Origin of the sequence: Cereibacter ovatus, from assembly GCF_900207575.1 — a bacterium.
GTDB classification, from domain to species: domain Bacteria; phylum Pseudomonadota; class Alphaproteobacteria; order Rhodobacterales; family Rhodobacteraceae; genus Cereibacter_A; species Cereibacter_A ovatus.
The window spans coordinates 213,320-228,520 of record NZ_OAOQ01000002.1; the positions used below are offsets into that span (position 1 = coordinate 213,320).

The window sequence follows — 15,201 nt, forward strand, 5'->3', positions numbered from 1 at the left end:
CCAAGCGGAGGCGGGGCGAACGGCCGCTGTTGGCCTTTGGCCGCGTTCAGGCGCCGCCCCGGGGGCAAGCAGGCCATCTGCCCGGAAATACTGGTGACGGCGGCGCGGGCGCGCGATAGCTTCTGTGCCGGATCCCGACACTGACCGAAGAAGATTGCACGCGAATGGACCTTGACGCGACAGACCGGCGAATCCTGACCGTGCTTCAGAAGCAGGGCCGGATCACCAACGCAGAGCTTTCGGAACGGGTGAACCTGTCGCCCTCGGCCTGTCATCGCCGGGTGCAGCGGCTGGAGGAAGAGGGCTTTATCGCCGGCTATGTCGCGCTTCTGGATGCACGCAAACTGGCGCGGCCCACCACCGTCTTTGTCGAGATCACGCTTCAGGGGCAGGCGGACGAGGTGCTGGATGCCTTCGAGCGCGAGGTGGCACGAGTGCCCGACATTCTGGAATGTCACCTGATGGCGGGGACGGCGGATTATCTGCTGAAGGTGGTGGCGCAGGATACCGAGGATTTCGCCCGCATCCATCGCCAGCATCTGACCCGGTTGCCGGGCGTGGCGCAGATGCATTCCAGTTTTGCGCTGAGAACCGTGTTCAAGACCACGGCCATCCCGGTCTGAGATGCGGCGGCCGCCCGCACCGGGGCGGCCTGCCGGGTGTCACACGCGCTGGAAGCGCAGGAAGGTGAAGATTCCGCCGGGGCCCATCGGCGCCTTGTCGATCACCTTCAGCCGGGTATCGCCCGTCACCCGCTCGATCGCGAAGTCGCTGTGCCAGCCCAGGGTGTTCTCGAACCGGGCCAGTGCCTTTTCGACGGCGGCCAGCGGGCCTTTTTCGCGGGCGAAATGGTTCACCAGCACGACCTCGCCGCCTTTCTTGCAGACGCGGGCCATTTCCGCGACCACCCGCTCGGGTTCCGGCACGACCGACACGAGGAACATCGCCACCACGGTGTCGAAGGTCTCGTCGGGGAAGTCGAGTTCGCGCGCATCCATCTGGCGCAGCTCTTTCACCGGCTTCAGGCCCAGCTCATCGACCTTTTCGCGCGCCTTGGCCAGCATGTCATGCGAGAAGTCGATGCCCGTCACCTCGACCCGGCGGCTGTACAGCGGCAGCGACAGGCCAGTGCCCACGCCCACTTCCAGCACCCGCCCACCGCGGGCATTCACATGGCTGGCGGTGCGGCGCCGGGGGCTTTCGCTTACCTTGCCAAAGCTGAAATCGTAGATGGGCGCCCACCGCTTGTAGCTTCGGCTGACCGCGTCAAGTTCCATGCGTCCGTCCTTCTTCCGTTTGGGGTTCAGCCGCGCCAGCGGCGAAGGTAGTTCACAATCGACATCATGGTGACGCCCGCATAGGCGAGACCGAAAAGCGTCATCAGCAGCCAGAACCGCGTGACCAGAAGGCCGATCACGACGACAGTGCCGACCAGCACGAAAATCGCCTTGTCGCGCGGAATCCGCAGCGCCTTTGGCGAAAGGGTGGGGATCCGGCTTGTCATCAACAACCCTACAACCGCCAGATGGATCCCGTAAGCCAGCGGAAAGGCGGATGCATCCACGATCCCCTGAAGCGACATGAACAGCGGCAACAGCGCCAGAAGCGCGCCACCCGGCGCCGGAACGCCGGTGAACTGCGGCTTGGCCCCTGCCGGCAGCGGTGCATCCCGGTTGATGTTGAAGCGCGCCAGCCGCAGGCAGCCGCAGATCGTGTAGACCAGCACGAACACCCAGTTCGTGCTGTAGGTGCCCGCCAGCGCATACTGGAACACCAGAAGCCCGGGTGCCACGCCGAAGTTCAGGAAATCCGACAGCGAATCAAGTTCCGCGCCGAAGTTCGACTGCGCGTTCAGCCGCCGCGCGATCAGCCCGTCAAGGCCGTCGATCGCGGCGGCAAAGACGATCAGCATGGCGGCGATGTCGTAGCGTTCCACCATGATGAAGCGGATCGCTGTCAGCCCCGCGCAAAGCCCCGTGATGGTCACAAGGTTCGGCAGCAGCATCAACAGAGGCAGGCTCCGCTCGGACCGCGGCATGGCTCAGGCGGCCGCGCCGGTGCGGCGCGTCTCCGGGCTGGTCAGGTCGGCGATCACCGTCTCGCCCGAGATCATGGTCTGGCCAAGGCAGACCAGCGGCTGAACGCCATCGGGCAGATACACATCGACGCGCGAGCCGAACCGGATCATCCCGAACCGCTCGCCGGTGGCCAGCACCGTGCCCTCTTTCACCTCGCACAGGATGCGGCGCGCAACGAGGCCCGCAATCTGGACCACGCCGATCTGGCGCCCGTCGGCCAGCCGGATCGCCAGACCGTTGCGCTCGTTGTCGACGCTGGCCTTGTCGAGCGAGGCATTGAGGAACTTGCCCGGCCGGTAGGCCACCGCCGTCACCGTGCCGCCGATGGGCGCGCGGTTCACATGGCAGTTGAACACGTTCATGAACACCGAAACGCGGGTCATCGGCGCCGGACCCAGGCCCAGCTCTTCCGGCGGAACCGCGGGTTCGATCAGGGAAATCACGCCATCCGCCGGGCTGACGAACAGCCCTTCGCGCGTGGGAGTGACGCGGACTGGATCGCGGAAAAAGTAGTAGCACCAGACGGTAAGGCCCACCCCGATCCAGCCGAGGGGTTCCCAGATCAGGAACAGGATCAGCGTCACGGCGGCGAAGATGCCGACGAATTTGAAGCCCTCTCGGTGCATCGGCTTGATGAAAGTGGAGAGCATGTCGATTGCCATCGCGGAAATGCCTTCTGACAGGGTCCGGGCCCGAACGTTCAATGGCGGGATAAAACCATTCGCACCCGCCATTGCAACCCTTGGTGGCAGATCGACGCTGCGCGCGACTGCCGCACCCGGGGAAAGGAAAACCCCCGACACTTGCGCGACGGGGGTCCGATGGTGGCGAGGCAAGCCCCGCCCAGCTTCGCGCTGACGTCTTAAAGAGCGCCTTCGCGTTGCGCCTTCTTGCGCGCGAGTTTGCGCGCACGGCGGACCGCTTCGGCTTGCTCGCGGGCGCGCTTGACGGAGGGTTTCTCGAAATGCTGCTTGAGCTTCATTTCGCGGAACACGCCTTCGCGCTGGAGCTTTTTCTTCAAGGCCCGAAGGGCCTGTTCGACGTTGTTGTCGCGGACGCTGACCTGCATGTGGTTGTCACCACCTTCCTAAGTTAGAGTTGCAAGATTAAGCAGGTCGGGCGCCTATATCAGACAGAAGGTGGCTTGTCCACCGCACAGGGAACCGGAAAGGAAACGCGATGGACACTCGGGACGGAAACGAAAAGGCACGCGATGCGATCCTCGATGCGGCACTGATCCATGTGCCCTTCGATGGCTGGTCCGAGACGACGCTGCGCGAGGCGGTGCGCGATTCGGGCGTGGCGCCGGGGCTGGCGCGGGCACTGTTTCCCCGCGGGGGCGTCGATCTGGCGCTGGCCTACCATCACCGCGGCGACGAAAAGATGCTGGAAAAGGCGGCGGCTGCCGATCTGGGGGCGATGCGCTATTCCGAACGGGTGGCGGCGCTGATCCGCTTCCGGCTGGAAGCCTGCGAGGACAAGGAACTGGTCCGCCGCGGCTCGACCCTGTTCAGCCTGCCGCAACATGCCTCTGACGGCGCCCGCGCGGTCTGGGGCACGGCCGACCGGATCTGGAAGGCGCTGGGCGACGAATCGCGCGATGTGAATTGGTATACCAAACGCGCGACGCTGTCGGCGGTCTATGCGGCGACCGTGCTTTACTGGCTGGGCGACGACAGCCCCGGCCATTATGCGACATGGGAATTCCTCGACCGCCGCATCGCCGACGTGCTGCGGTTCGAGAAATTCAAGACCGAGGCGCAGCGCAACCCCCTGCTGCGCGCCATGACGGCCGGCCCTCGGATGATGATGCGCCGCGTCCATGCGCCCACGGCCGCGCCCGACATGCCCGGCCGCAGCCACTGCTAAGGAGAAAGCCTTGTCCCTGCCCGAAACCATGCGCGCCGTCGAGATTTCCCAACCCGGCGGCCCCGAGGTGCTTCGGCCCTGCACGCTTCCCGTCCCGGTGCCGGGCCACGGCCAGATCCTGATCCGCGTGGCCTATGCCGGCGTGAACCGCCCCGACGCACTGCAACGGGCGGGCGCCTATGCGCCGCCGCCCGGCGCCTCGCCGCTGCCGGGCCTTGAGGCCGCGGGCGAGGTGGCAGCCATCGGCCCCGGCGTCACCCGCTGGGCGGTGGGCGACCGGGTCTGCGCGTTGCTGCCGGGCGGGGGCTATGCCGATTATGCGGTGACACCCGCCGACCACGCGCTGCCGATCCCCGAGGGGCTCGACCTGCGCGAGGCCGCCTGCCTGCCTGAAACCTGCTTCACCGTCTGGTCGAACGTGGTGCTGCGCGGCGGGCTGAAAGCGGGCGAGCGGTTTCTTGTCCACGGCGGCTCTTCGGGTATCGGCACGACCGCGATCCAGATGGCCAGGGCGCTGGGCGCCCGCGTCTTCGCGACCGCCGGCTCGGCCGAGAAATGCGCCGCGTGCGAAGTCCTCGGCGCCGAACGCGCAATCAACTACCGCACCGAGGATTTCGTCGCGGTGCTGAAAGCCGAAGGCGGCGCCGATGTGATCCTCGACATGGTGGGCGGCAGCTACATACCGCGCAACGTGAAGGCCCTGGCGACCGAAGGCCGCCTTGTGCAGATCGCCTTCCTGGAAGGCACAAAGGCCGAACTGAACTTCGCCGAGGTGATGATGCGCCGCCTGACCATCACCGGCTCGACCCTGCGCCCACAGGCCGACCTGGCAAAAGCCCGCTACGCCCGCGACCTCGAAACCCACGTCTGGCCGATGGTGGCCTTTGGCGCGCTGCGCCCGGTCATCGACAGCGAATTCCCCCTGACGGAGGCCGCCGCCGCCCATGCCCGACTGGAAAGTTCGGGCCATATCGGAAAGATTGTCCTCGCCCTGTGACCCGGACGGGGGGGCCGGCGAAGGGGGCATCGAACCCCCTTCGCCGGCGCTGCCGCGGAAAATCCGCGCCCGACCGCCTTCTGCGGGCCGGCGTACCGATCCCACGCGGATCCACGATCGACATCCAGCCATTCCAGAGCCCGCTTTCCCTTTCATTCTGGCCCAAATATCCCGGGGGGACGGTGCTTCGCGGCTGCGAAGCACTCCCGCCCCATGGGCGGGCTCGGGGGGCAGCGCCCCCCGTCCTGCCGCTTAGGGCCGGTCCATCTTCGCCCGTTCCAGCCCGCAATCGCGCCGCGCGTCCGGCGCACAGCGCCGGAAGGCCAGATCCGGCGTCAGGCAGATCCGCACCTCCTTGATATGGCCCTTGGCGCAGGTGACGGTGATGCCGTCCGGGCTCAGGCCCGGGTTCGCCTCGATGAAGGCGTCCTCCAGCACCGAGGGCGGCAGCTCGATATCCTCTCGCAGGTCGCGCAGCGGCCCGGGCACCGCCACCGCGGCCACCGCGTCCCGCATCAGCGCGAAATACGCCTCGGGTGGCAGCGCCGAACAGCGGCCGTGCTTCTTCCACTGATACCATGCCAGCCCCGGCGCCATCACATCCGCCATCGCCCCCGTCTCGCCCCGTGACGGATCGCGCTCCACCGTGCGGCAGAACGCAGGCCAGCCTTCCTCGCGCTGCGGCCAAAGCCCGTGCAGCGTGAAGCCGCGGCCCCAGCTGCATTCCTCGGCGCCGCGCGCCTCGCCTTCCAGCGCGCACCATGTCGGCTGCCAGCTCAGCGCCAGGATGTAGTGGCTGAAATCCCCCGCCCGGTCGTTCCCCGCCCCGTCCCCTTCGGCCAGAACGGGGCCGGTCAGGGCAAGCCACAAAGCCAGAACACGCATTTTTGCTTTTCCTTCGCACGGATCGGGTTTATACGCGGCCTGAACTTCCCGAAAACGAGAAGACGCGGCCCGGCCGCAGCCGTTTTCCCGGCATGGTCAAGATTTGCAAAGGATCGTCCGATGAACAAGCCGCTGATGTCCAAGGCCACCGCTGTCTGGCTGATCGACAACACCACCCTTTCGTTCCGGCAGATCGCGGATTTCTGCGGCATGCACGAGCTTGAGGTGCAGGGCATCGCCGACGGTGACGTGGCCCCCGGCGTCAAGGGGTTCGATCCGGTCTCCAACAACCAGCTTGACCAGATCGAGATCGAGAAGGGTCAGAAAGACCCGCTGTATCGTCTGAAGCTGAAGTTCAACCCCGCCGCCGTGGGCGAGGAAAAGCGCCGTGGCCCGCGCTACACCCCGCTGTCCAAGCGGCAGGATCGCCCGGCCGCCATTCTGTGGCTGGTCAAGTTCCATCCCGAACTGTCTGACGGTGCCATCGCCAAGCTTGTGGGCACCACAAAGCCCACGATCCAGTCGATCCGCGAACGCACGCACTGGAACATCGGCTCGATCCAGCCGATCGATCCGGTGGCGCTGGGTCTGTGCCGTCAGTCGGAACTGGACACCGCCGTTCAGGCCGCCGCGCGCAAGAAGGCCGCCGAGGGTCTGGTGATGAGCGATGACGAACGGCGGAAACTGGTCTCGACCGAGCAGTCGCTGTCGATGCCGGACGAGCCGCGGATGCCCTCGGGGCTGGCCGGGCTGGAGCAGTTCACCCGCGTCGAGGAAGAAAAGCGCCCGGCCGACTTCTCGGATGCGGATTCGTTCTTCAACCTGCCGCATGGCGACGATGAGGACGAGGACGAGGATGACGGGCTGGACCCGCGCCGCTGAGGGCCATCCGATCTTGCCGCAGGGCGCCTTCGGGCGCCCTTTGCATGTCCGGCATCGCGATCAGGCGCCGTCACGCCGGCTTTTCCATCACCGGGGAACGGTCAGGCCCGGCAGGTGCGGGGCGCATCCGTCCTGTCCGGTATCGGAACAAGGGGACGGCCCCCGGTCAGGTGCCGGGCACGCCTTTCGTTTCCGGCATCGTGACAAGGGCACGGTCCCCCGTGCCAAGTGCCGGGCGCATCCCTCGTTTTCGGCATCCGGGGACGGGGGCGGTAAAGACCGGGCACTCCCGCTGTTGGCCACCCCGGCCGCCGTGCATGTCTGGCGCGGGGACTGTCAAGCACTGGTCGCCTGCGGTTTTCCCTGCGGCGGTCCGGTCGGGGGTCAGAACCTGCGCCGCGCCCGCAGCGCCGCGCCGATGGTGCCGTCGTCCAGATAGTCAAGCTCGCCGCCGATCGGCACGCCTTGCGCCAGCGAGGTGACCTGCACCCCCGAAGGTGCCAGAACATCGGCGATGTAATGCGCGGTGGTCTGGCCGTCGACGGTGGCGTTCAGCGCAAGGATCACTTCGGCGATGCCTTCGTCGCGCACCCGCCGCGCAAGCTGGGGGATGCGCAGATCGTCCGGCCCGACCGAATCCAGTGCCGACAGCACGCCGCCCAGAACATGATACCGGCCGCGGAAGGCGCCGGCGCGTTCCAGCGCCCAAAGGTCGGCCACATCTTCGACCACGCACAATTCGCCGGTGGCGCGACGTTCGTCGCGGCAGATGTCGCACAGGTCCGCGCCGGTGATGTTGCCGCAGCGGACGCAGTCGCGGGCGCTGGCCGCGACCTCGGCCATCACCTGCGCAAGGGGCGCCATCACCGCCCCCCGCTTCTTCAGCATCATCAGCACCGCCCGGCGGGCCGACCGCGGCCCAAGGCCCGGCAACCGCGCCATCAGCTCGATCAGCCGTTCGATGTCGCCGGGCGCCTGCGTCATGTCAGAGCGGCAGCTTCATGCCCGCGGGAAGGCCCAGACCTTCGGTCAGCTTGCCCATCTCTTCCTTGGCGCGGTCGGCGGCCTTGGCCTGTGCGTCCTTGATCGCGGCCAGAATCAGATCCTCGACCACTTCCTTTTCCGAGGCGACGAAGATCGAGGGGTCGATCTCGATGCCGGTCAGTTCGCCCTTGGCGGTCGAGGTCGCCTTGACCAGCCCCGCGCCGGATTCGCCCACCACCGTCATGGCGCCCAGATCCTGCTGAAGCTGCGCCATCTTTTCCTGAAACCCCTGCGCGGCCTTCATCATCTTGGCCATGTCGCCAAGTCCACCCAATCCCTTCAACATTCCCTTGCTCCTTTTAACTGTCCTCGAACGGGTCCCATTCGTCCTCGACCTCGGGCAAAGCCTCGGCCGCGGCGATTTCCTGCGGTTTGCGGATCTCGGTGATCCGCGCGCCGGGGAAGGCGGTCAGAACCGCCTGAACCAGCGGGTTTTCCTTTGCCCGTGCTTCATCCGCAAGGCGCCCCTTGTCGCGCTCTTCCGCGATCGTGGGCTGGCCGCCGCCCGACACGACCGAGACGCCCCAGCGCAGCCCCGTCCAGCCCTGAAGCCGCTGCGACAGCCGCGCCGCCAGATCGGGGGCGGCCTCGGGGGCGGGTTCGAACTCGATCCGGCCGGGGGCGAAGCGGACAAGGCGCAGGCCGGTCTCGATCTCATACAGCAGCTTCATGTCGCGCTTCTGGCGGATCAGCTCGACCATCTGGGCAAAGCTTTGACACAGCGGCGCGCCTTCGGCCAGTGCCAGCGCGGTGGCGCCGCCGCCTGTGGCCTGCGGCCCCGCGGGCATCATCGCCACCGGCGCCGCCGCCTGCATCCGTGGCGCCGTGCCCGGCCCGCCACCGCCGCCCGATGGCGGCGGGGCGGTGGGGCGGGGTTCCGATTGCAGCCGGCGGATCAGCGTTTCGGGATCGGGCAGGTCGGCGACATGGGTCAGGCGGATCACCGCCATCTCGGCCGCCATCATCGCGTTGGGCGCCAGCGAGACTTCTTCGATCGCCTTCAGCAGCATCTGCCACATCCGCGTCAGCACCCGCATTTGCAGCCGTGCGGACATGTCCAGCCCGCGGGCGCGTTCGTCGGGCGGGGTGGTCGGATCGTCGGCGGCCTCGGGGGTGATCTTGATGACGGAAAGCCAGTGCGTGATCTCGGCCAGATCGCGCAGCACCGCCATGGGATCGGCGCCATCGGCATATTGCCCCGACAACTCTGCCAGCGCCGCCGCCGCCTCGCCCTTCACGATCAGGTCGAACAGGTCAAGCACGCGGCCGCGGTCGGCCAGCCCCAGCATTGCGCGCACCTGATCGGCGCTGGTCTCGCCCGCGCCATGGGCGATCGCCTGATCCATCAGGCTCATCGCATCGCGGACCGAGCCTTCGGCCGCCCGCGTGATCAGCGCCAGTGCGTCGGGGGCAAGGCTTGCCCCTTCCTGCGCGGCCACGCGGGTCAGGTGGGCGATCATCACCTCGGGTTCGATCCGTTTCAGGTCGAACCGCTGGCAGCGCGACAGCACCGTGACCGGCACCTTGCGGATTTCGGTGGTGGCAAAGATGAACTTCACATGGGCGGGCGGTTCTTCCAGCGTCTTGAGCAGCGCGTTGAACGCGTTGTTCGACAGCATGTGAACTTCGTCGATGATATAGATCTTGTAGCGCGCCGAGGCCGCCCGGTAGTGGACCGAGTCGATGATCTCGCGGATGTCACCCACCCCGGTGCGCGAGGCGGCGTCCATTTCCATCACGTCGACGTGGCGGCCTTCCGCGATGGCGCGGCAGGGTTCGCACTGGCCGCAAGGTTCGGTCGTGGGGCCGCCGGTGCCGTCGGGGCCCACGCAGTTCAGCCCCTTGGCGATGATCCGCGCCGTTGTGGTCTTGCCCACGCCGCGGACGCCGGTCATCACGAAGGCATGCGCGATCCGGTCGGCCGCGAAGGCGTTCTTCAGCGTGCGCACCATCGCGTCCTGACCGATCAGGTCGGCAAAGGTCTGGGGGCGGTATTTGCGGGCAAGGACTTGATAACCTTGCTCGGGGTGGTCGGACATCGGGCCTCGGGGGGATTCGGGTCAGCCAGAGATTAGGCCGGGTGCGGGGCCGCGTCCACCCGAAGCCCCGAAATGGTCCCTGCGGCACCGGCCGGATGCCGGACATGCCCACGCGAATCGCTGGACAGATCCGCGCCCGCGCCGCAGACCGCCCCGGATCGGAGATGCCATGCCGCCCACCCTGTTGCCCTTGACCCTGTTGCACGCCCGCGGTGCCGCGGCTGTCCGCGGGCTGATGCGGTGGGGCCACAAGGCGCTGCAATGGCAGCAAGGGATCGTGCGGCTGCTGGGGGCGCGGCTGCGCGGCGGTCGGGTGGCGGTGGCGGCGACCTCGATGGATCTGGCACTGGACCCGGTGCTGAGCCGGCTGCTGGGGGTGCGGCCGGTGTATTTCTGCCGGCTGCTGCCGGTGCGCCCGCGTCTGATCCTGGGGTGGGGCAACCGCCGGTCGGGGCGGCGGGCGCGGGCGCTGCGGGATCGCGCCGATGGTCTGCTGCTGGTCGAGGACGGATTTCTGCGTTCGGTCGGCCGGCGCGACCCGCCGCTGTCCCTGGTGTTCGACCGGGGGGGCATCCACTACGACGCCGACAGCGACAGCGATCTGTTCGGCCTGATCGCCCGCCCGCTGGACCCGGCCCAGGATGCCCGCGCGCGCGGGCTGATCCATCGCTGGCGGGCGCTGGGCCTGTCGAAATACAACGCCCGCCGCGATTGCGCGGTGCCGCCCGAACCTTATGTGCTGGTCGTCGATCAGGTGGCGGGCGATCTGTCGATTGCGGGCGGCGGGGCCGATGCCGCCACCTTTCCCCGGATGCTGATGGCGGCGCTGCGCGAGAACCCGGGGCTGCGGGTGGTGGTGAAGCTGCATCCCGACAGCCTGTCCGATCCGGGCAGGCGCCATTTCGATCCCGAGGCCCTGCGCGCCTTGCCCCGCGTGACCGTTCTGGCCTGCGATGGCCACATCGCCCCGCTGATCGCGGGCGCGCGTGCGGTCTATGTCGCGACCTCGCAGGTGGGGTTCGAGGCGCTGATCCATGGCCGGCGCGTGCGCTGCTTTGGCCGGCCGTTCTATGCCGGCTGGGGCCTGACCGAGGACGAAGGCCCAAGGCGCGGCACGGCGGATCTGGCGCAGCTTGTTCATGCCGCACTGGTCGATTACCCGCGCTATTGCCACCCCGAAACCGGCGCGGAAACCACACCGGAACGGGCGATGGATCACGCGGGCCTTCAGCGCGCCCTGCGCGCCGCCTTTCCCGCCCGGCTGTATGCCGTGGGCTTTCCGCGGCGCAAACGCCCGATCCTGCGCCGGTTTCTGCAAGGCTCGCAGGTCCGGTTCCTGCGCCATCCGCATCAGGTGCCGCCCGGTGCCACCGCGGTGCTGTGGGGCAGCCGCAGCGCCGAAGGGCTGCCGTCTTCGGCCCGCGTGCTGCGGGTCGAGGACGGCTTTCTGCGCTCGGCCGGGCTGGGGGCGGAACTGGTGCCGCCGCTGTCATGGGTGATCGACGATCTGGGCATCCACTACGATCCCGCGCAGCCCTCGCGGTTGGAGCGGATCCTTCAGGACAGCGTGCTGGATCAGGCGGCCCGGCAGCGCGCCCGGGCGCTGCGCGATCTGATCGTGACGTCGCGGGTGACGAAATACAATCTGCCCGGCGACCGCTGGACCCGTCCGCCGGGGGCGGTCAGGGTGATCCTTGTGCCGGGGCAGGTCGAATCCGACGCCTCGATCCGCTGCGGCGCACCCGACATCCGGACCAACCTTGACCTGCTGCGCCGGGTGCGCGCGGCCGCGCCTGCGGCCCATATCCTTTACAAGCCACATCCCGATGTGGTCGGCGGCCTGCGCGACGCGGGTGCGGATGAAAGCCTTGCCCTGCGCTTTTGCGATGAAGTGCTGGATCGGGCCAGCGCCGCGGATCTGCTGGATCAGGTCGACGAGGTGCATACGCTGACCTCGCTTCTGGGGTTCGAGGCGCTGTTGCGCGGCCTGCCGGTCACCTGCCACGGCCAGCCGTTCTATGCCGGCTGGGGCCTGACCACCGACCGCGTTCCGATCCCGCGCCGGGGCCGACGGCTTGATCTCGATCACCTGATCCATGGCGCGCTGATCGCCTATCCGCGCTATGTCTCGGGCAGGACCGGCCTGTTCACCACGCCCGAGCGGACGGTGCGGGATCTGGTGCAGTGGCGCGACAGGGCGCACCGGCGCGGCCGTGTCGGCCGGCTGCTGCGCGGGCGCTGGCGCGGACGGCTGGTCACGCGCCTGCGCGGGCTGCGGTCATGGCTGTGGGGCAGGCGGACCTGATCCGGACAGCGCCCGGGGTGGCACAGCGGCAAAGGCATCGCGGATGTAAGGATTGGGTGAGAGGCTGGACATCGACCCAGACGGGACTCGTTACGGCTGCTTCCTTCCGGACCTGACCGGGTTGGCGAGGCGCCTGCCCGCGCCAACCTCTCGATGGCCGATATAGGGCCCGGGGGCGGGATTCGCAAGCGCCGCCGTCAGATTGTCTGCCACGGCGATCCGGGGCCGGGCGGTGCAGGCCCGCCGCCCCATGGCCTGCCGCCGCGCGCCGTGGCATGACTGCGGCGAACCACGCGCAAGGGAGGGTGCGATGCGCATCGCGGACAGGCCGGCCTTTGCCGGATCGGGGCTGGATCGGGCGGCGCGGCTGCGCGGCGATGCCGAGGGGCTGGTCGCGATGCTGCAAGGCGGGCGGGTGCTGCCGGTCTGGCGTGGCAAGCCGCTGTGCCACGGCGACCGGCTGGGCTGGGTCGGCGCGGGCCATCCCGTGCTGGCCGGGGCCGAACCTGCGGTGTTTCTGGGCCTTGACGGTGATGCGCCCTGTTTTGCCGCCGACATTTCGGACTGGGCGCCCGAAGCCGGGGCCGAGGCCGTGGCTTCGGGCTTTTTCGATCCCACGGTGCAGACCCACCCGGCGCTGCCGCCCGACATGGGCTTTGCCGAGTTGCGCGGGATGATGCTGCTTCTGTCCCTGCGCGACGCGGAACTGGCCGCCACCGCCAAGGCGCTGGTTCAGTGGCACCGCAGCCACCGCTTCTGCTCGGCCTGCGGGGCGGCTTCGGTCCCGGCCGAGGCCGGCTGGCAGCGCCGCTGCCCGGCCTGCGCCGCGCAGCATTTCCCGCGCACCGATCCGGTGGTGATCATGCTGGTCACCCGCGGCAACCGCGCGCTGGTCGGCCGCTCGCCCGGCTGGCCCGAGGGGATGTTTTCCTGCCTTGCCGGTTTCATCGAACCCGGCGAGACGGTCGAGGCCGCCGTCCGCCGCGAGGTGCAGGAGGAAACCGGCATCACCATCGGCCGCGTCGAATACCGGACAAGCCAGCCATGGCCGTTTCCGGCCTCGTTGATGATCGGCTGCCATGCATGGGCCGAGACCGAATCGATCACGCTGGACCCTGCGGAACTTGACGATGCGCTCTGGATCACTCGCGAGGAAATGGTGGCGGTGATGGCCGGCCTCCACCCGCGGGTGAAACCGGCCCGTCCGGGCGCGATTGCCCATGCGCTGATCGCCAACTGGCTTGCGGATATCCGCGATTGACGCAAGAAGGCCCACAGGACGCGTGTTGCGAAAGGGCCGGCGATGAAACTCAGCACGCGCGAGGATGTCGAGGCCCCGGCCGAATTCGTCTGGGACGTGCTGTCGGATTTCGTGCTGTGGGAACGCACCGCGCTGCGCCGCGGGATCGAGGTGCAGCGGCTGGACGGTCTGCCGATGGCCGGCCCCGGCATGGGCTGGATGGTGCGCTTTGCCTTTCAGGGCAAGCCGCGCGAAATCAACCTGCGCCTTGCCGCGATCGAGCCGGGCCAGCGGCTGACCTTCGAAGGCCAGAGCACTTCGGTCAGGGCGCATTTGGCGCTGGATGTGGTGCAGCTTGCGCCGCTGCGGACGCGGGTCGCCGTGGTGTCCGAGGTCCGGCCGCAGACCATCGGGGCGCGTGTGCTGGTGCAGTCGTTGAAACTGGCGCGGGGGCGGCTGCAACTGCGCTATGAAAAGCGGGTGGCCGGTCTTGCCGCCGAGATCGAGGACCGCTGGCGGGCGCATCGGGGCGGTTAGGGCGCGGGCCTTGTCCGGGCCCATCCGCTCCATATTTCCGCCAAGGTTGGATGGTTTTCCGGTCGTCCGCGCCCGCCGTGCGGGCCGCCCGGGATCGCGGCGGTCTTTTTGGTTTGATTTGATGTTGAACTGGTTTCGTCCCTACCTGCCTTCCCGGATCATCGTCCCGCGCCGGGCGGCCGCCTCGGGCGAGGCGCGCGATTTGCTGACGGCGGTGCAGCGTTACCTGACCGTGATGCGCGAAACCGGCTTCTGGCTGGACCACGAACTGCCACAGGCGGCGGTGCTGACCTGCCGGGCCGGCACCTATTATGCGCAGGTGCTGCATGGCGGGCACGACCGTTTCGCCTTCGCCACCCGTATGGCGCCGGGCCTGCTGGCCCAGACGCAAGAGGCCCTGACCGCCGCCGGCTTCACCGAATTTCCGTGCTGCCTCGCCGATCTGGCGCAGCTTCATGCGGCGGCCCCCGCGGGCGGCCCGCCCCCCGAGGCAGTCCGCGAGATCGACACCCGGTTCTTCGCCAGCCGCGAACTGGGCGAGTTTCATCGGATGATGGGCGAATGGCTGGCCGCGCAGCGGGTGCTGGAGGTGGTGCGCGATGGCACGCTTGACGGCCGGTTGCGCCGCGCCGCGCTGGCCAACCCCGAGGCCGCGGCCCGGCGCAGGGATTTTGCGGTCGATGCGCTGCAAGGGCGGCTGACCTTGCCGATGCAGGTGGGGCTGGCCGCCGCGGGGCTGGTGTCGCCCAAGGGGGTCTGCCTTGTGCGCCGTATCGGTTCGGCCTCGTTCCTGCGTGTCGCGGGGCGCGAGGCGAAGCTGTGGAAGATCGAGGCCAGCGACCCTGCGGTGCATTACGGGCTGGAGTTCGACGCCACCTTCTGGTTGCTGCCCGCCCCGCCCCCCCGCCTTGCGACCGAGGATGCGGCAGCCGCCTTCCTGTCGGGCAAGCCGCTGTGTGCCTCTCGGTCGGATATCCTTCCGGCGCTGCGCCATGCGCGCGAATGGCGGCCGGCGCTGGCGCTGGCGCTTCTGCTGCGCGACGGGCACGGCCCCGAGGCCGTCGGCGCGGCAGTCTGCATGAGCACCGGCGACGGCATCGCCTATCTGCTCGAGGTGGCCGGGCGGCGGCTGATGCTGTGCTATACCGGCGCGGTCTGCGGTCTGTCAGACCTTGAGGACGACGCCCGCATCGTGGCGCAGATACCGCTGGCCGAACTTCAGCGCGAGATCGACGCCTTCGATGCCCGCGCAAAGGCCCGGCTTCCCGCCTGCGGATGATGCCGCGCGCCGGTTGCGGCCTGCGGGCCCCGGTTCCACAAGCGGC

General features: G+C 68.5%; 16 protein-coding genes and 1 other RNA gene. 8 read left to right on the top strand and 9 right to left on the bottom strand.

From position 1 onward, the window contains the following. The first annotated feature begins 164 nt into the window (after positions 1-164). Positions 165-623, top strand: a complete 459-nt coding sequence (locus CRO07_RS03265) for an Lrp/AsnC family transcriptional regulator (protein WP_097029254.1) — start codon at positions 165-167, stop codon at positions 621-623. A 39-nt stretch (positions 624-662) separates the two neighbouring features. On the opposite strand, the gene CRO07_RS03270 is transcribed toward CRO07_RS03265, so the two are convergent. The 4 genes from CRO07_RS03270 to rpsU form a co-directional block, all read right to left on the bottom strand. Next, positions 663-1,277 (bottom strand): class I SAM-dependent methyltransferase, encoded by a 615-nt coding sequence (locus CRO07_RS03270; RefSeq protein WP_097029255.1) that lies wholly within the window; start codon positions 1,275-1,277, stop codon positions 663-665. A gap of 26 nt (positions 1,278-1,303) precedes the next feature. Next, positions 1,304-2,005 (bottom strand): CDP-diacylglycerol--serine O-phosphatidyltransferase, encoded by a 702-nt coding sequence (pssA, locus tag CRO07_RS03275; protein ID WP_235840920.1) that lies wholly within the window; start codon positions 2,003-2,005, stop codon positions 1,304-1,306. A 36-nt stretch (positions 2,006-2,041) separates the two neighbouring features. Next, on the bottom strand, positions 2,042-2,740 hold the full coding sequence (locus CRO07_RS03280) for a phosphatidylserine decarboxylase (RefSeq protein ID WP_097029257.1): 699 nt from the start codon (positions 2,738-2,740) through the stop codon (positions 2,042-2,044). 200 nt (positions 2,741-2,940) lie between these two features. Continuing rightward, a complete protein-coding gene (rpsU, locus tag CRO07_RS03285) occupies positions 2,941-3,147 on the bottom strand; it encodes a 30S ribosomal protein S21 (RefSeq protein ID WP_002720900.1) in 207 nt (68 codons plus the stop codon). 110 nt (positions 3,148-3,257) lie between these two features. Between rpsU and CRO07_RS03290 the strand changes: the two genes are divergently transcribed. Further along, the gene (locus tag CRO07_RS03290) at positions 3,258-3,947 is read left to right on the top strand and encodes a COQ9 family protein (RefSeq protein ID WP_097029258.1); all 690 of its coding nucleotides are present in this window, start codon (positions 3,258-3,260) and stop codon (positions 3,945-3,947) included. Positions 3,948-3,957: 10 nt separating this feature from the next. After that, positions 3,958-4,944, top strand: coding sequence for an NAD(P)H-quinone oxidoreductase (locus tag CRO07_RS03295; protein WP_097029259.1), 987 nt, complete (start codon positions 3,958-3,960; stop codon positions 4,942-4,944). A gap of 252 nt (positions 4,945-5,196) precedes the next feature. Here CRO07_RS03295 and CRO07_RS03300 read toward each other — a convergent pair whose 3' ends face one another. Then, positions 5,197-5,829: a ribonuclease T2 family protein gene (locus CRO07_RS03300; RefSeq protein WP_097029260.1), complete on the bottom strand. Its 633-nt coding sequence runs from the start codon at positions 5,827-5,829 to the stop codon at positions 5,197-5,199. Positions 5,830-5,949: 120 nt separating this feature from the next. Between CRO07_RS03300 and CRO07_RS03305 the strand changes: the two genes are divergently transcribed. After that, entirely contained in the window at positions 5,950-6,711 is a 762-nt protein-coding gene (locus CRO07_RS03305; RefSeq protein ID WP_097029261.1) for a DUF1013 domain-containing protein, read from the top strand. A 384-nt stretch (positions 6,712-7,095) separates the two neighbouring features. Here the strand turns inward: CRO07_RS03305 and recR are convergent, their stop codons facing one another. The 3 genes from recR to CRO07_RS03320 are packed head-to-tail and all read right to left on the bottom strand — an operon-like array spanning position 7,096 to position 9,794. Continuing rightward, on the bottom strand, positions 7,096-7,695 hold the full coding sequence (gene recR, locus CRO07_RS03310) for a recombination mediator RecR (RefSeq protein WP_097029262.1): 600 nt from the start codon (positions 7,693-7,695) through the stop codon (positions 7,096-7,098). Position 7,696: 1 nt separating this feature from the next. Continuing rightward, positions 7,697-8,041, bottom strand: a complete 345-nt coding sequence (locus tag CRO07_RS03315) for a YbaB/EbfC family nucleoid-associated protein (protein WP_097029263.1) — start codon at positions 8,039-8,041, stop codon at positions 7,697-7,699. A 13-nt stretch (positions 8,042-8,054) separates the two neighbouring features. Next, positions 8,055-9,794, bottom strand: a complete 1,740-nt coding sequence (locus CRO07_RS03320; protein ID WP_097029264.1) for a DNA polymerase III subunit gamma/tau — start codon at positions 9,792-9,794, stop codon at positions 8,055-8,057. Between the two features lie 169 nt (positions 9,795-9,963). On the opposite strand from CRO07_RS03320, the gene CRO07_RS03325 reads away from it, so the two are divergent. After that, entirely contained in the window at positions 9,964-12,099 is a 2,136-nt protein-coding gene (locus tag CRO07_RS03325) for a capsular polysaccharide biosynthesis protein (RefSeq protein ID WP_097029265.1), read from the top strand. A 54-nt stretch (positions 12,100-12,153) separates the two neighbouring features. Here the strand turns inward: CRO07_RS03325 and ffs are convergent. Then, an RNA gene (gene ffs, locus CRO07_RS03330) (signal recognition particle sRNA small type) lies at positions 12,154-12,252 on the bottom strand. 157 nt (positions 12,253-12,409) lie between these two features. Here ffs and nudC point away from each other — a divergent pair. From nudC to CRO07_RS03345, 3 genes are all read left to right on the top strand, one after another. Further along, positions 12,410-13,360 carry an NAD(+) diphosphatase gene (gene nudC, locus CRO07_RS03335; protein ID WP_097029266.1) on the top strand — a complete coding sequence of 317 codons (951 nt, stop codon included), beginning with the start codon at positions 12,410-12,412 and terminating at the stop codon, positions 13,358-13,360. A 42-nt stretch (positions 13,361-13,402) separates the two neighbouring features. Further along, a complete protein-coding gene (locus CRO07_RS03340; RefSeq protein ID WP_097029267.1) occupies positions 13,403-13,876 on the top strand; it encodes an SRPBCC family protein in 474 nt (157 codons plus the stop codon). A 121-nt stretch (positions 13,877-13,997) separates the two neighbouring features. Beyond that, on the top strand, positions 13,998-15,155 hold the full coding sequence (locus CRO07_RS03345) for a hypothetical protein (RefSeq protein WP_141400039.1): 1,158 nt from the start codon (positions 13,998-14,000) through the stop codon (positions 15,153-15,155). Positions 15,156-15,201: the final 46 nt, after the last annotated feature.

What these genes read in the sequence shown, in the direction of transcription:
- CRO07_RS03340 (WP_097029267.1), top strand. Translation starts at nt 13,403, where the DNA reads ATGAAACTCAGCACGCGCGAGGATGTCGAGGCCCCGGCCGAATTCGTC.
- rpsU (WP_002720900.1), bottom strand. Translation starts at nt 3,147, where the DNA reads ATGCAGGTCAGCGTCCGCGACAACAACGTCGAACAGGCCCTTCGGGCC.
- CRO07_RS03280 (WP_097029257.1), bottom strand. Translation starts at nt 2,740, where the DNA reads ATGGCAATCGACATGCTCTCCACTTTCATCAAGCCGATGCACCGAGAG.
- CRO07_RS03315 (WP_097029263.1), bottom strand. Translation starts at nt 8,041, where the DNA reads ATGTTGAAGGGATTGGGTGGACTTGGCGACATGGCCAAGATGATGAAG.
- CRO07_RS03320 (WP_097029264.1), bottom strand. Translation starts at nt 9,794, where the DNA reads ATGTCCGACCACCCCGAGCAAGGTTATCAAGTCCTTGCCCGCAAATAC.
- recR (WP_097029262.1), bottom strand. Translation starts at nt 7,695, where the DNA reads ATGACGCAGGCGCCCGGCGACATCGAACGGCTGATCGAGCTGATGGCG.
- CRO07_RS03270 (WP_097029255.1), bottom strand. Translation starts at nt 1,277, where the DNA reads ATGGAACTTGACGCGGTCAGCCGAAGCTACAAGCGGTGGGCGCCCATC.
- nudC (WP_097029266.1), top strand. Translation starts at nt 12,410, where the DNA reads ATGCGCATCGCGGACAGGCCGGCCTTTGCCGGATCGGGGCTGGATCGG.
- CRO07_RS03345 (WP_141400039.1), top strand. Translation starts at nt 13,998, where the DNA reads ATGTTGAACTGGTTTCGTCCCTACCTGCCTTCCCGGATCATCGTCCCG.
- CRO07_RS03300 (WP_097029260.1), bottom strand. Translation starts at nt 5,829, where the DNA reads ATGCGTGTTCTGGCTTTGTGGCTTGCCCTGACCGGCCCCGTTCTGGCC.
- CRO07_RS03325 (WP_097029265.1), top strand. Translation starts at nt 9,964, where the DNA reads ATGCCGCCCACCCTGTTGCCCTTGACCCTGTTGCACGCCCGCGGTGCC.
- pssA (WP_235840920.1), bottom strand. Translation starts at nt 2,005, where the DNA reads ATGCTGCTGCCGAACCTTGTGACCATCACGGGGCTTTGCGCGGGGCTG.
- CRO07_RS03305 (WP_097029261.1), top strand. Translation starts at nt 5,950, where the DNA reads ATGAACAAGCCGCTGATGTCCAAGGCCACCGCTGTCTGGCTGATCGAC.
- CRO07_RS03265 (WP_097029254.1), top strand. Translation starts at nt 165, where the DNA reads ATGGACCTTGACGCGACAGACCGGCGAATCCTGACCGTGCTTCAGAAG.
- CRO07_RS03290 (WP_097029258.1), top strand. Translation starts at nt 3,258, where the DNA reads ATGGACACTCGGGACGGAAACGAAAAGGCACGCGATGCGATCCTCGAT.